The sequence below is a fragment of the Sulfitobacter sp. SK011 genome, from assembly GCF_003352065.1.
GTDB lineage: Bacteria > Pseudomonadota > Alphaproteobacteria > Rhodobacterales > Rhodobacteraceae > Sulfitobacter.
Genome location: NZ_CP025803.1, coordinates 1,392,687 through 1,406,410 on the forward strand (window position 1 = coordinate 1,392,687; position 13,724 = coordinate 1,406,410).

Sequence of the window (13,724 nt, forward strand, 5' to 3'; positions counted from 1 at the left end):
GTCGTAAGACCTGCGCGCCTAGGGTGCTTCGATGTCCCGGTATGGGGGGCATTCTGAGGCAAGAGGAATAGCGATGTCACCTAAGGTCCGCCCCATAAAGCGTGCAAATCCTTTGAACACCCTGTTTTTCAAGTGCACCGCAATGGTTGCGGTCTGCGTGCTGTTGGTTGTGGCGACAATAGAGCTTTCTTACTTCCGGCAGATTTCTCAGAAAATGGTCAGAGATCTGACGGCGCGCGCAAGCGAGGTCACCGGATTGACGGCATTGCAACTGGCAGGATCAATCACATTTGGCGAGATGGCCAAACTGGATGAGGTCGTCACAGGCGTGGTGGAAACAGCAGGTCCGGATGCGACCGGTGCGGCTGTCTTTGATCTGCAAGGCGGAATTCTGTTCGCCACAGCCAAAATGGAAATCGACGCGCGTGTCACAAGAGATCTGATTGCGGTGGCGCGCGAAACCCTGACTGCCGCGATCAGCGAAGATGGCAAGACAGTTGCGGCCCCAGTTCGATTTGGGGTCGAAGGGGCCGCCATTGGATTTGTGGTGACCACATGGACCGACAAATTCATGCGCGCCACATTGGCCCGCGAGCAATTGAGTATCATTCTGGTCGGTCTTTTCGTCTTGATTGCTTCCTTGTTTGCCTGTGCTTATTTCCTGCGTACAAAGATGTCGCGCCCTCTGGTCGAGCTTGAAAGCGCGATGAACGACGTGGTGTCGGGTCAATATGATATTGTCATTCCGCATACCGCACGCCGCGATGAGATTGGGCAGATGGCGGACCGTTTGGATGAGTTTCGGCTGGCGCTTGAATCCGCCAAAGATGCGGCGCGCGAGACTGCTTTCAAAAGTGCTGCTTTCGTGGCGTCATCTGCCCGGCTGATGATTGTTGACGAAACCTTTAAGGTGATTTTTGCGAATCCGGCCTGTGAGGCCTTGATGTCAGAACTGTTGCCAGACATTTCAGACACATTGCAAATGATCAACGGTTCAAAGGTGTTGGGGGCTGACCTTACCAAAATGCCCTTACTGCAGGATGCTATCACCGCGTTGCAAAACGCTGAAGGTGCGAATGCAATCGGCACAAAAACGGTTGCGGTCATGATGCGTCTGGGTGATCGCGCCATACAGGTAAGAATGAACAAAGCCCTCGACGACAATGGCGTTTTCTTTGGCTGCGTCATTGAATGGAGCGACCGCACAGAAGCACAACGAAACGCCGCATTTATTGACGCCATCAATGCCAGCCAGCTCTCCATCGAATTTGACGCAGGCGGCAAAGTACGTGACGCCAACGCCAACTTCCTGACCATGATTGACGGCAAGCGCGAAGACACCGCCGTATGCAGCTTGCCCAGGATGTTTGCCAAAAATCTGAAGGATGATCCAAAGGGTGCGATTTTTCATGAACGCGTGCTGACGCGTGATCTCACCCAAGGGCGTTTTTCGGCCTACAGCACCCACGCGGACAAATCGTTTGTTCTTGAGGGAAGCTTTGCCGTGATTGACGATGCCGAAGGAACCCCCGAGCGGATCATATTCCTCGCGTCCGACGTCTCCGCCCATGATGAAGCGATGCGCCGTTCCGAGGCAGAGCAGGCGCAGGCGTCTCAGCAACAGGGTCATGTTGTCGACCTGCTTGGGATTGCATTGAACAATCTGGCAGATGGTGATTTGCAGGCGGACATCACCGAGCAGGTCCCAGAGCCTTATGAGAAATTGCGCGCGGACTTTAATGCAACTGTGGACTCCCTGCGCAATGCCATTTCATCCGTGATCCAAAACGCAGATTCCATCCGCAACGAGACGACGGAGATCACGTCATCGGCTGACGATCTGTCGCGCCGCACCGAAAGACAGGCGGCAACATTGGAAGAAACCGCAGCTGCATTGGATGAGCTGACTGTGTCTGTCAAATCAGCTGCTGAGGGTGCAGATGACGCCAGAAAGATGTCAGCGGACGCGCAAAAGAATGCAGAGCAAGGCGGCATCATTGCCCGGCAGGCAATCGATGCGATGGATGGGATTAGGACCTCGTCACTGGAGATTTCGAAAATCACCAGTGTCATCGACGATATCGCGTTTCAAACCAACCTGCTTGCCCTCAACGCAGGCGTCGAAGCAGCCCGCGCCGGGGAAGCCGGCCGTGGATTTGCCGTTGTCGCCACAGAAGTGCGCGCCTTGGCGCAGCGTTCATCTGACGCGGCACGCGAGATAAATGCGCTCATTTCCTCCAGTGGTGATCAGGTCCGTCAGGGGGTGGAGCTGGTCGACAAAACCGGCACCGCACTTGCGTCAATCGTGACCTCAGTTTCGGAAATCTCGAACCGAGTTGCCAATATCGCCACATCAGCGCGGGAACAATCTAGCGGGCTGGCTGAAATTAACTCGGCGGTAAACGAGCTTGACCATGTGACCCAACAAAACGCGGCGATGTTTGAAGAAACAACCGCTGCTAGTCACGCCCTGACAGCAGAAGCGGACGCGCTTGCGTTGGCCGTTGCAAGATTTCGATTGAATGCGAGGCCGGACGAGACCGAAACATCGGTTGTCAAACTGCGCGCAACCCGAAAGACCCCAGCCGAGGCTTCGACCGCTGCAAGGCAGGGAAACCTTGCACAGGACTTGGCGCTGGAGGCTGAGATCGATGGCTGGGAAGAATTTTAGGTTCAGCCAGAAACGCGACCAATGAATTTAAGAATCGCCTGCTCCGTGAGGCACAATCTTCGCGGAGTTTTCAATCCGACAATGTGCAGATCAAAACCTAGTCGCGGGTCCCGGCAAATCGTTCTGACCATGCGTCGCGCTGTTCATCGCTGATTTTTGCAAACAACACTTCCGGCACATCAAAGGCATGACCGGGGGCCAAGCCCGCCAAAGCCGCAGGAACATCATCTGGCCAGCCCGGGTCCTGGACCCGCATCGCCGCAAGCATGGAGGCGGACGCGGTTGGGATGAAAGGGGCCGAAAGGACCGCATAGAGCGGGATCAGGTTCAGGGCCAGCCGCACCTGTGCTGCAGCTTTATCGGGATCGGTTTTGAAGGTTGACCAAGGTGCCTCTGCCTGAAGATACTCATTTCCCGCAGCCCAGATCGCGCGCAATTCCTGTGCCGATTTCCGCACTTCCATCGCATCCATATGACCTTGATACCGCGCCACCCGTTCGGTCAGATCGGCGATCAACGCCTCTTCGGCCGGGCCGTACTGTCCCGCCTCTGGCACCATTTCGCCGAATTTCGACCGGCAGAACTTGGTGATCCTGCTGATAAAATTGCCCAGGACATCAGCCAGATCTTTGTTGGTGGAAGATTGAAAATTTTCCCACGTAAATTCAGCATCCGATGTTTCCGGTGCATGGCTCAAGAGCCACCAACGCCAATAATCAGCCGGCAATATCTCAAGCGCCTGATCCATGAACACGCCGCGGCCCCGCGACGTTGAAAACTGCCCGCCGTCATAGGTCAGAAAATTGAACGATTTAATGTAGTCGACCAACTTCCATGGCTCTGCCGAGCCCATGATGGTCGCGGGAAAGCTCAGCGTGTGAAACGGGACGTTATCCTTGCCCATAAACTGGGTATAGCGGACATCATCGGCACCTTTGTCCGTGCGCCACCAGCGTTCCCAATCCGTACCCTTGCCCGCATCAACCCATTCCTGCGCGCAGGCGATGTATTCAATTGGGGCATCGAACCAGACATAAAAGACTTTACCTTCCATACCCGGCCAATCTTCTGTCCCGCGCTTGACAGGCACGCCCCAATCCAAATCGCGGGTGATGCCGCGATCCCGCAAGCCATCGCCATCGTGCAGCCATTTGCGTGCGATGGACGTGGTCAGAACTGGCCAGTCGGTCTTTTCAGTGATCCAGGCGTCCAGACGGTCTTTCATCAGACTTTGTCGCAAGAACAGATGTTTGGTTTTGCGCATCTCAAGGTCAGTAGACCCCGAGATCGTGCTGCGTGGATTGATCAGCTCAACGGGATCCAACTGCTTGGTGCAATTGTCACATTGATCCCCGCGCGCGCTGTCAAACCCGCAGTTGGGGCAGGTGCCTTCGATGTATCTGTCGGGCAGAAACCGTCCATCGGCGTTCGAGTAAACCTGTTCTTCAACCACCTCTTCGATCAACCCCTGATCCGCCAGCGCCGCCGCAAAATGTTGGGTCAGTTTCTGGTTCTGCGCACTGGACGAGCGGCCAAAGTGGTCAAACGACAGGCCAAATCCGGCAGCGATCTTGGCCTGAACATCATGCATTTCGGCGCAGTATTCGGCAACGGGTTGACCAGCTTTTGCCGCTGCCAGCTCAGCCGGCGTGCCGTGCTCATCAGTGGCGCATAAAAACAGCACCTCGTGCCCTCGGGCGCGCAGATAACGGGCATAGAGATCGGCAGGCAGTTGGCTGCCCACCAGATTGCCCAGATGTTTGATCCCGTTGATATAGGGGATGGCGGAGGTGATGAGATGTCTGGTCACGCAAGAGGCCTTTGGTCGTTGTTCAAAAGACGCTTTAGCAGGCTGCGCAGGTGGCGACCAGCCTGTCAGTCGGTATGTTTTTTAGCATTTCGACTGCGGCCAAATAATCGACCAACCACAAACGTAGTGCGCGGTGTGCTAACGAACTGCGTCCGGTCTTTGGGTGTGGCGCGGGCGCGCATGCGGGTCAGACCAAAGATCACCAGCACCGCATGGGCCGCCGAAATCATCAAAAACAATGCGCCGGGGCCATAGTTTTCAATCAGAACCGACGCCAGATAGGGGGCGAATATGGCACCCAGGGCAAAGAAAAACATCAATGCTGCCGACAATTCGACGCGTTCTTCGTTGCTTGCAAAATCATGCGCATGGGCGGCGGCAACGGAATAGATCGGAAACGTCGTCAGGCCAAATAGCCCGGCACAAAGCATGATACCGATGGTGCCAAACCCGGCGGCAGCAACCGTGACCATCGCACTTACGATGGCAGCCACGGAAAGCCAGATCAGCACCCACCGTCGGTCATACTTGTCCGCAAGCCAGCCGACGGGCACCTGCGCCAGCGCGCCTCCGAGAACGAATGCCGACAAGAACCAGGCGATCTGCCCAGCCGTCAGCCCAACCTCCTGGCCATAAATCGGACCGACCATGCGGAAGGATGCGCTTGAGACCGCAGCGACAACCACGCCGGCAGCGGCCAGTGGCGAGCGTTCGACCGCCAGCCGGGGCCGCAGGCGGGGCGAGGTCGGCGTTTCAGGTTGCTTCATTGTGGTCAGGGTCAAGGGCAATAGGGCCGCGCAACACCCAATGGCGAGCAGGTTGTACGAGACATAAGAGGCAGGCCCCAGGACGCCCACGACCATCTGCGCCGCCAGCGATCCGCCCATGTCGACAACCCGGTAAACGCCCATGGTGCGGCCGCGTGTTTCGTTGGTTACTTTGGCTTGCAACCATGCCTCGACCACCGTGTAGCATCCCGCCACGCAAAGCCCCGACGCGACCCGCATCAACGCCCAGGCATAGGGGTTCACCACCATCATGTGGGCCATCAGCCCTATGGCCCCCGCAGCGGTGAAGGCGGCAAAAGCGCGGCTGTGACCAACGCTGCCCATCAGACGCGGTGCCCACCAGCACCCGATGAAGAAACCCAAGAAATGTGCAGAGCCGAGAAAACCAATCTCTTGACGCGAAAAGCCCAGTTGGAGGCCAGACAATACGTCCAAAGGTCCCACACCGCCCGACGACAATTGCAGTAGAATGACAGAAAGGAACAGGGCAGCAAAGGAAATAAGCAAGCGCATATCGTAAGCTTGACCGCTTTGCTCGCGAATCCCAATACCATTCGCGACTGCGGTCAGTCGTTTTTGCCGCACCGGGTGGATTGACCCAAAATATTGGGCCGAGGCTGCGTGTATCGCCTTGCAGCGCGGCGGTCTGGGATTAGGTTGAGCTCAATTACAAGGGGAACGCATGATGAAAATGAACGATCTGGGACAGAGCGGGATCAAGGTCTCGGCATATTGCCTTGGCTCAATGACGTGGGGCACGCAGAACACCGCCGCCGAGGGCCATGCCCAGATTGACCGGGCATTGGATACAGGCATCAACTTTGTCGATACGGCTGAAATGTATCCGGTCAACCCGGTCAGCGCTGATACCACAGGGCGTACTGAGGACATCATCGGCCAGTGGGTAGCCAAGACCGGGCGGCGCGCTGACATGGTTCTGGCCACCAAACATTCGGGTGAAGGGCTGGGTCATGTGCGCGACGGCGCACCGATTTCATCAGCCACAATTGCGCAGACCATTGAGGGATCGCTAAGGCGGCTGCAGTCAGATTACATTGATCTCTATCAGTTTCACTGGCCAAACCGGGGCAGCTATATGTTCCGCAAGAACTGGACGTATGATCCGTCGGGTCAGGTGCGTGCTGACACCATCGCACACATGGAAGACGCGCTGGGCGCATTGCAGCGCGAGGTTGAACGGGGCACCATCCGCGCCTTTGGGCTGAGCAACGAAAGCGCCTGGGGCTTGACGCAATGGGCGACGGTTGCCGCGCGTGTGGGTGGGCCCCGCCCCATTTCGGTGCAGAACGAATATTCGCTGATGTGCAGGATGGCAGATACGGATGTGGCGGAAACCTGCGTGAACGAAGACATTGACATGCTGTCGTTTTCGCCTTTGGCTGCCGGGCTTTTGACCGGGAAATATCAAGATGGGGCAGTGCCTGACGGGTCACGCATGTCGCTGAACGGTGATCTGGGCGGCCGCAGGACCGATCGCGCATTTGAGGCTGTTTCCGCCTATTTGCAGGTCGCTAAAAACCACGGATTGGACCCGGTACACATGGCATTGGCCTGGTGCGCTGCGCGGCCTTTTATGGGGTCAGTGATCTTTGGGGCCACGTCGATGGATCAGTTGAACGTGGCATTGGGTGCCGCTGATATCACCCTGAGCGATGAGGTCACGGCGGAATTGGACACCGTCAATCGCGCGCATCCTTTGCCGTATTAAACGGTGCGCTCTGGTCACCGCGCAGCCTGAGAAACAGGCTCTCTTCGTCGTTGTTTTTGAAAAACGGCACGGATGTAGGCGGGTTCGGGTCGTGCGCGCGCGCCTCAACTTCGGCCAGGACAACTTCGGTGATAAATGGCATATCGAATGCGCGCGCCTGTGCCAGTGACACCCATTGCAGATGCGACAGCTCATCACAGGCGGCGTCGAAATCGTCAAGATCGCTGGCAATTGCATCTGCATCGACCAGAAAGAAACGCGCGTCAAACCGGCGTGGGCGGCCCGGTGGCGTGATGGCGCGGAACACAAACTGCAATGCAGCAGCATCCGGCAAGTGACCCGTCGCGGCGAAGGTTGTCCAATCGTCTGGTACCGGATCAACCCACTGACCTTGTTGGCCCAAAATCAACCCAGTTTCTTCCCAAAGCTCGCGGATGGCCGCCACGCAGAGCGCATGCGCAAGGTTGCGCCCTGCGTCCTCAGCCAGACGCCTGGCGCAGGTGTCGGGCAGGGGGGCGATCAGGGGGATGTCTGCGTCATCTGCATCAACTGCACCGCCCGGAAATACAAATTTGTTCGGCATGAACACCGCTTTGGCACCGCGCTGACCCATCAAAATGCGCGGGGATGTGTGGCGGTCGCGCAGGACAATCACCGTGGCGGCGTTGCGGATCTGGCTCTTGTCGATGGTCATCTCTGTTGTCTCCCGGCATAGGTTGACCGCCGGACAGGATCAGGGTCTTCGGCCAAAGCCGCCCATTTCCTTGGCCCATTGAAAGCCGATCAAGGCCCCCTTCAGTCTGGGCAGAAGGTAAAGCGAGAGGCCGACACATCCAACCGCAAAAAGTGTAAACAAGGTCAGCGGTTCGGGTCGCCATGTGACAAAGACGACGTGCAACAATGGTGCCATGAGGTGCCCGACGATCAGGATGGTCAGATACGCTGGACCATCATCCGCGCGATGGTGATAAAATTCCTCGCGGCAAACGGGACAGTCATGGTTGACCTTCAGATAGCTTTTCAGCAACGGACCTGACCCGCAGTTGGGGCATTTGCCACGCCATCCACGCCGCATGGCGGGCAAACGCTCTCGCACGACGGTTGTGTCGGTGACAGTATCTGATCGAAGTTGGTTCTGGGCCATGTGCGCTTCCTTGATTGTCTTCTAAATGAAGCGGGCGCGATCAAAAAGGAAGGGCTTGCGGCAAACTTGCGTCGCCATGTCGCAAAGCAGGGATGAATTTCTCTGCAGTTTTTTCGACGGAAATTTACGATGCCTGCGTTTGAACCAGTACGAAGCGGCCAAAAAGGGCGCATAGGATAGATAATCAGGAGTACCAAAATGACATATCGGGCAAATTTGCAAATAGCGGCTTTGACAGCCTTGATCGCCGTTGGCGCAGGGGCGGCCCTTGCGAAACCGGGTGACCGTTCGCAGGCGTTCTCAAAGATCGACAGCGATGCAAATGGGCAAATCACGCAAGGGGAAATGGCTGCACATGCCGCAGCCCGTTTTGCAATGAACGACACAGACAGCGATGGGTTTTTAAGCGCTGATGAAATGCAAGCCGCCCGTGCCGCGCGCGGTGGCAAGCGTGCCGAACGGATGCTCAGGCGATTTGACAGGGACGGCAACGGCGCATTGGATGCAGCAGAACTTGAAGCCGCATCTGCACGGCGGCAAGGCATGCGCGGTGAGCGTATGATGGGCCGTCTGGACACCGACAAGGATGGCAAGCTTTCCATGGCTGAAATGGCCGCGGGCCGTGACCCCGCCAAGATGTTCGAACGGCTTGATGCAGATGGCAATGGCACCTTGAGCGCTGAGGAATTTGCAAAGGCCCGTCAGCACGGCAAGCGCCAGCATGGCAAGCCTGCATCTGAATGATCCTGTTGCCGGGCGCGCTTGTGTTGTGCGTCCGGTTTCTCTAGCCAGCATTGCGATGGACGACATTCAACACGGCACGGACACTGATGCGGACGGCGACAAAGATGCGGCGCTTTTGCAGGGGTATGCGCAGGGTGATCCTGCGGCAGCGCGCCTGCTGGCCATGCACCTGACGCCGCGCATCTATGGACATGCGATGCGGGTGTTGGGTGACAGCGCCGAGGCCGAGGATGTCACCCAGGAAGCGCTGTTGCGGCTGTGGCGCATCGCCCCTGAATGGCGCAGCGGCGAGGCAAAGGTAACAACGTGGCTTTACCGTGTGGTGGCAAACCTGTGCACAGACAGATTGCGCAAGCGGGTGCCACTGCCGCTTGAAGACGTGGCTGAACCTGCCGATCCTGCCGCGTCTGTTGAGGATAGATTGCAGAACGTTGCACGCATGGACGCGCTACAATTGGCTTTGAACACACTGCCAGACCGGCAACGTCAGGCGGTCGTGCTGCGCCATATCGACGGCTTGGCCAATCCTGAAATCGCCGACATTCTTGAGATCGGGGTTGAGGCGGTGGAAAGCCTGACAGCACGCGGCAAACGCGCCCTTACGGTCGCATTGGCTGGACAACGAGAGGCATTGGGGTACGCAGATGAAAAGAACGGATAACGATATGGATGACCAGACATTGGAAAGCCTGTTTGAACAGGCACGTGCCGCTCCGCCCGAATTGCCCCCGGGGTTGATGGCCCGTGTTCTTGAAGATGCGCGTATTTTGCAGCCCGCAGGTGATACCGTTGGCTGGAGGGGGTGGGTGCGTGCCATTGGCGGACTGCCTGCCTTAAGCGGGCTGGTCACGGCGACATGCGTTGGTTTTTGGCTGGGCTTTGCACCGCCTGTTGGGATGCCTGATCTGGCAGGGCAGGTCCTCGGCCAGCAAGACGACATAGAACTGGAAATCGCGACGGACCTGACAGGGTTCGGGTGGGATATTGAGGAAGGAAATGCTGATGGTTGATGACAAACCACAGCGCCGCAAGTGGATCATGCGTTTGGTTCTCGCCGTATCACTGGGCCTGAACCTGTTGTTTGTGGGTGCTTTTGCAGGTGCTGCGTATCGCGGTGCCGGTGGAGCGGGTGCGCGTAACGGCGAAGGAACTGGTCTGCGCGGCTATGCGGCACCCTACGTTCAGGCGCTGCCGCGTGACAAACGCAGGGCGTTGTTTCAAGCTTTGCGTGATAACCGCGCCGGTGCTGCACCTCTTTCAAGAAATGCGCGCCGGGCGCTTTATCAGCAGATGGTGTCGGTCTTGCGGGCAACCCCTTTTGATCCAGCAGAAGCCGAACAGGTGCTTGGCGCGCAACGGGACGCCGTCTTGGGTGTCCATTCGACAGCACAATTGATTTGGCTGGAAGAAGTTACCGAGATGACGCCAGACGAACGTGCATCATACGCGGACGACCTGGAAAAAGTCCTGGCGCGCGGGCCACGGCGTCGCGATAGGCCCAACAAACGCGATCGTTAGGCAGGGACATCTGGTCGGTTGGTCATTTCAGAGGTGAGCGCGGTTTTCAGGTCTCAGGAGAACCGGCAAACATGCTTTGAGATGCACGCGCGGTTGCCCTATGCCGCGCGCCGGGGTAGTCACGCGCAGCTTAGCTGAAGGGTGCGCCATGACGTCACAGAATAATCAAAAGGTTCTCGCTGTCGTCCAGGCCTCGGCTGGCAGGCGCTTTCTGGGTCTGGCTTCGCTTAGCTTGCTGGGCCTTTTGCTGATCTATATTGCGATTGCACGGTCGCCAGAGTTCATCTGGCAGGTGTTTTTGATTGCTGTCGCCGTCGCCGCACTTTGGTCAGCAGATGCAATGCGACGGGGCACGGCAAGCGCGGTTGAGTTGACAGAAACCGAACTGCGCGATGCTGACGGTACGTTGATCGCGCGGGTCGCGGATATTGAAAGCATGGACCGCGGATTCTTTGCCTTTAAGCCGTCGAATGGGTTTTTGATAAAGACCAAAACCGGAAACCGGCGCGTGTGGCGGCCGGGGTTGTGGTGGCGCATCGGGCGGCGGATCGGTATCGGGGGTATGACGCCCGGTCATCAAACCAAATTAATGTCTGAAATGTTGGCCGCGATGATGGCAGAACGCGACCCGCAAGACTAGCTGCGGATCGCGTTAAACGTTTTGTCGTTGCACTGGGGTCAGTTGCAGGTTTCCCAGCACACCCTTGGTGCATATCGCGGACGCGTGAAGACAAAGTTGCGAATTTCGCTTATTTCCAGCCCGGTTTTGAAAGGCGGGTCATAGTCGCTCCAGGTTTCAACCAGAATAAGCCGCTCGTTGTTAGGCATAACGGGCAGTTTTTCGTGCCAGTTTTTGACATCGATGTTTGTCAGAGGTTCGATCGACCCCAGTTTCTGCGACCAGTCAGCTTTGTACTCGTCGGCAACAGCGTCGTACCAAAGCGAAGAAACCCGGATTGATGATTTGTCCTTGGCGCGGGCCAGATATTCAAACAGATCCCGCACACCTACAAGGTATTGGTTGTCAATTGGCACAGTCTCCCGCGAGATCGCGTCGCCGATTGTGAAAGCTGCCTTTTGGTTGATGCTGTTCATCCGGAAGGCATCAAAGATCGAGAACATCGACAGATACGTCCAGAACAGCAGTGGCAACACCACCAAGGCTTCGATGGCGATTACCCCATCCTCCCGGCGGAGAAAATCACAGCGCAGAAACGATCTGAGCGTTGACTTGATTTGTATCATCAACATCAGTTTGGCTCCTGTACAAAGGCGGAAGTTGAAACCATGCGCGCGCGGCCTGAACCGTCTTTGGTAAAGGCATAGCCGAGACCGGACGTTGGAAAGACCGGTTTGAACTTGACGCAAGCGCGCAAGATCATCAGCTGGTGTTCACGGCCCAGGTCAAACCCGCGCGGATCTTCCACAGGTTGGGAAACATCCACGCAGTCGGCACTGCGGTTAAACGCGGCAAACTGCCGGGGGTCCAGCGGTGCCATTTCCAGGCGCAAGGTGCTGTCGCAATCCTCAAGGAAACCGGAATAGTCACAGATCATGGTTTTGAGCTGGCCATGTGTCATGTCTGTGTTCGTGTTCAGGCGCACATAGCGCACGGTCATATCTAGGCCACGGTCCAGAAACATATGTCGCATTGCATAAAGGCCCATTTCCACGGACATCAAAAAGCAGCTGAAGATTAGCGGCACAAAGATCACGAATTCCAACAGGATCGCTGCGCCGTTTTCATCCCTGCGAAAACGGCAAAGCCTGTTCTTGAGGGAAGAAATCATTGTATCAACCTCAGCTGATTGATCTGGCGTGCAACGGCCTCAAACGCTTCACTGATCTCAACACCTTCCACCCGAAAGAAGTGGCTGGGTGAGGAGGCGCAATCGTTCATGACGTCTGCCCCATGATCGGTAACTTCAAAGCCAATGGACCAGATCACGATCTTCGCATCCTTGGCGGCATCACAGATAGACTTCAGCAAGGTGTCGCCTTGTGACGCGGTGTACTTCTGCCAGTAAAAGCCGGACCGGTAATAATAGTTCACGTAATTACTCAGATAGTAATTCAGGTTATAATTGTTCCAGTGCACGCGCTCACTGTCAGAGTCGTAGTAATAGCTTGCAATGCGATTACTGCTGCTGTTCTGCCCATCGGTCATCAAAACGATAGTTTTCAGCGTCTCAGCGTCGGAATGCGATGCTGGTCGGTTGGCGAACACCGCGTCCACGTTGTTGTTGGCAACAAAGCTGGTCGTCAGGGGCCGGAACGACGGGTCCAGCATTGCAGCGGCCCATTTCATACCCAAAAAGATCTGCGTACCGGCCCGAGGCTTGTACTGATTGATCTGGCCCTTAAGATAAGCCGCGTTTTGGCTGATTGGGACAATGCGCTCGTATGAGTAACGTGGGCAAACAGTGTCATAACGGGTGTTCCGTTGGGTCCCGCTTTGGTTTGAATAGGTGTTCCACTGGAAATGCTGCATCTGATCGTAGGTACGTGACGTATCCAGCGCTACAGAATCATATTCTGAATCGGGGATTTCCAGGCAGTGTGAATAGTTATGGGTTTTGTATACGTTCAATTCGTCCATGATCATGGGCCCAACGTTCACGTGTTGTGAGTAGGGCACCAATGAAACCGAGATGAGATCCGCGTTCTCGGGCTTGAGTACGGTGTCGATAAACACGCCTGCCGCATCCCGGAGGTTCTTCATCTTGTCGCCGTACTTCATGGAGCCGGAAATATCCAGAACCATCGAAATCTCGACCTTGTTTACTTTTTCTTCGGCTTTCGAGGTTGCTGGAATTGTCAGTGTTTCGACCCCCATCGAACTCATGAACTGTGTGTTCATGGTCGCTGTCGCGTCCACTGTTACAGTGCGATAATTCAGGCCTTCGTCGACATGGACATTCGAGACATACTCGCCCATGCCCGATTTGACGAAGTAGTCCCGTACAACTGCCTCTGGATCGAGGGGTTGATCAAGATCAGCGGCGGCAAGAACCGCACGGTCAGCGACAGCTTGCAGTCGTGTGCGCTCCATCTCGTGGCGCATAAGATCGACGCCGATACCGCCAACCATAATCATGATCACAATCATAAAGCACGCAAAGATCGTCATGACCCCGTCATCGTTTTTTACAAAACGGCGGTAAGTCAGAGTGGCAGTGCTTGATTTTAAAGCAGCAACGATGCGGGTCTCGCAGACATTATGTTTCATCGCTAATAACCTTTCATGACTGTAACCCGAAATAGGGCACAGGCTGTTCGTAGGACTAATCCTTCATGATCTTGTGACGGATAATCGTGTC

At 56.3% G+C, this 13,724-nt stretch carries 14 protein-coding genes; 7 read left to right on the plus strand and 7 right to left on the minus strand.

The window, feature by feature from the left end; all coding sequences use genetic code 11:
* Positions 1–73: 73 nt before the first annotated feature.
* A complete protein-coding gene (locus C1J02_RS06845) occupies positions 74–2,671 on the plus strand; it encodes a methyl-accepting chemotaxis protein (protein WP_254693225.1) in 2,598 nt (865 codons plus the stop codon).
* Positions 2,672–2,768: 97 nt separating this feature from the next.
* On the opposite strand, the gene metG is transcribed toward C1J02_RS06845, so the two are convergent.
* A complete protein-coding gene (gene metG / locus C1J02_RS06850) occupies positions 2,769–4,481 on the minus strand; it encodes a methionine--tRNA ligase (RefSeq protein ID WP_114877911.1) in 1,713 nt (570 codons plus the stop codon).
* Between the two features lie 65 nt (positions 4,482–4,546).
* Positions 4,547–5,782: an MFS transporter gene (locus tag C1J02_RS06855; protein ID WP_114877912.1), complete on the minus strand. Its 1,236-nt coding sequence runs from the start codon at positions 5,780–5,782 to the stop codon at positions 4,547–4,549.
* A 172-nt stretch (positions 5,783–5,954) separates the two neighbouring features.
* Between C1J02_RS06855 and C1J02_RS06860 the strand changes: the two genes are divergently transcribed.
* Positions 5,955–6,998, plus strand: a complete 1,044-nt coding sequence (locus C1J02_RS06860; protein WP_114880428.1) for an aldo/keto reductase — start codon at positions 5,955–5,957, stop codon at positions 6,996–6,998.
* On the opposite strand, the gene C1J02_RS06865 is transcribed toward C1J02_RS06860, so the two are convergent.
* Positions 6,970–7,692, minus strand: a complete 723-nt coding sequence (locus C1J02_RS06865) for an NUDIX hydrolase (RefSeq protein ID WP_114877913.1) — start codon at positions 7,690–7,692, stop codon at positions 6,970–6,972. The two genes, C1J02_RS06860 and C1J02_RS06865, sit on opposite strands and share 29 nt — an antisense overlap.
* Before the next feature lie 39 nt (positions 7,693–7,731).
* On the minus strand, positions 7,732–8,073 hold the full coding sequence (locus C1J02_RS06870; protein ID WP_254693275.1) for a DUF983 domain-containing protein: 342 nt from the start codon (positions 8,071–8,073) through the stop codon (positions 7,732–7,734).
* A 267-nt stretch (positions 8,074–8,340) separates the two neighbouring features.
* Here C1J02_RS06870 and C1J02_RS06875 point away from each other — a divergent pair, with 267 nt between their 5' ends.
* The 5 genes from C1J02_RS06875 (at position 8,341) to C1J02_RS06895 (ending at position 11,044) form a co-directional block, all read left to right on the plus strand.
* On the plus strand, positions 8,341–8,886 hold the full coding sequence (locus tag C1J02_RS06875; protein ID WP_114877915.1) for an EF-hand domain-containing protein: 546 nt from the start codon (positions 8,341–8,343) through the stop codon (positions 8,884–8,886).
* 55 nt (positions 8,887–8,941) lie between these two features.
* Positions 8,942–9,547: an RNA polymerase sigma factor gene (locus tag C1J02_RS06880; protein WP_114880429.1), complete on the plus strand. Its 606-nt coding sequence runs from the start codon at positions 8,942–8,944 to the stop codon at positions 9,545–9,547.
* A 4-nt stretch (positions 9,548–9,551) separates the two neighbouring features.
* Positions 9,552–9,896: a hypothetical protein gene (locus tag C1J02_RS06885; RefSeq protein WP_114877916.1), complete on the plus strand. Its 345-nt coding sequence runs from the start codon at positions 9,552–9,554 to the stop codon at positions 9,894–9,896.
* Positions 9,889–10,404: a periplasmic heavy metal sensor gene (locus C1J02_RS06890; protein WP_254693226.1), complete on the plus strand. Its 516-nt coding sequence runs from the start codon at positions 9,889–9,891 to the stop codon at positions 10,402–10,404. Before C1J02_RS06885 ends, C1J02_RS06890 begins: the two co-directional genes overlap by 8 nt.
* Positions 10,405–10,552: 148 nt before the next feature.
* Positions 10,553–11,044 carry a hypothetical protein gene (locus C1J02_RS06895; protein ID WP_114880430.1) on the plus strand — a complete coding sequence of 164 codons (492 nt, stop codon included), beginning with the start codon at positions 10,553–10,555 and terminating at the stop codon, positions 11,042–11,044.
* Between the two features lie 38 nt (positions 11,045–11,082).
* Here C1J02_RS06895 and C1J02_RS06900 read toward each other — a convergent pair whose 3' ends face one another.
* Genes C1J02_RS06900 through C1J02_RS06910 form a run of 3 tightly spaced genes read right to left on the minus strand, consistent with a single transcriptional unit; the run spans position 11,083 to position 13,633 of the window.
* Positions 11,083–11,655, minus strand: a complete 573-nt coding sequence (locus C1J02_RS06900; RefSeq protein ID WP_254693227.1) for a TadE/TadG family type IV pilus assembly protein — start codon at positions 11,653–11,655, stop codon at positions 11,083–11,085.
* Positions 11,655–12,194, minus strand: coding sequence for a TadE/TadG family type IV pilus assembly protein (locus C1J02_RS06905; protein ID WP_114877918.1), 540 nt, complete (start codon positions 12,192–12,194; stop codon positions 11,655–11,657). The genes C1J02_RS06900 and C1J02_RS06905 overlap by 1 nt, the downstream gene beginning before the upstream one ends.
* Entirely contained in the window at positions 12,191–13,633 is a 1,443-nt protein-coding gene (locus C1J02_RS06910; protein ID WP_114877919.1) for a TadE/TadG family type IV pilus assembly protein, read from the minus strand. The genes C1J02_RS06905 and C1J02_RS06910 overlap by 4 nt, the downstream gene beginning before the upstream one ends.
* Between the last annotated feature and the right edge of the window lie 91 nt (positions 13,634–13,724).

Bases quoted from the DNA above. Each gene is read 5' to 3' on its own strand.
- C1J02_RS06845 (WP_254693225.1), top strand. From the start codon at position 74: ATGTCACCTAAGGTCCGCCCCATAAAGCGTGCAAATCCTTTGAACACC.
- C1J02_RS06855 (WP_114877912.1), bottom strand. From the start codon at position 5,782: ATGCGCTTGCTTATTTCCTTTGCTGCCCTGTTCCTTTCTGTCATTCTA.
- C1J02_RS06860 (WP_114880428.1), top strand. From the start codon at position 5,955: ATGAAAATGAACGATCTGGGACAGAGCGGGATCAAGGTCTCGGCATAT.
- C1J02_RS06865 (WP_114877913.1), bottom strand. From the start codon at position 7,692: ATGACCATCGACAAGAGCCAGATCCGCAACGCCGCCACGGTGATTGTC.
- C1J02_RS06870 (WP_254693275.1), bottom strand. From the start codon at position 8,073: ATGCGGCGTGGATGGCGTGGCAAATGCCCCAACTGCGGGTCAGGTCCG.
- C1J02_RS06875 (WP_114877915.1), top strand. From the start codon at position 8,341: ATGACATATCGGGCAAATTTGCAAATAGCGGCTTTGACAGCCTTGATC.
- C1J02_RS06880 (WP_114880429.1), top strand. From the start codon at position 8,942: ATGGACGACATTCAACACGGCACGGACACTGATGCGGACGGCGACAAA.
- C1J02_RS06885 (WP_114877916.1), top strand. From the start codon at position 9,552: ATGGATGACCAGACATTGGAAAGCCTGTTTGAACAGGCACGTGCCGCT.
- C1J02_RS06890 (WP_254693226.1), top strand. From the start codon at position 9,889: ATGGTTGATGACAAACCACAGCGCCGCAAGTGGATCATGCGTTTGGTT.
- C1J02_RS06895 (WP_114880430.1), top strand. From the start codon at position 10,553: ATGACGTCACAGAATAATCAAAAGGTTCTCGCTGTCGTCCAGGCCTCG.
- C1J02_RS06900 (WP_254693227.1), bottom strand. From the start codon at position 11,655: ATGTTGATGATACAAATCAAGTCAACGCTCAGATCGTTTCTGCGCTGT.
- C1J02_RS06905 (WP_114877918.1), bottom strand. From the start codon at position 12,194: ATGATTTCTTCCCTCAAGAACAGGCTTTGCCGTTTTCGCAGGGATGAA.
- C1J02_RS06910 (WP_114877919.1), bottom strand. From the start codon at position 13,633: ATGAAACATAATGTCTGCGAGACCCGCATCGTTGCTGCTTTAAAATCA.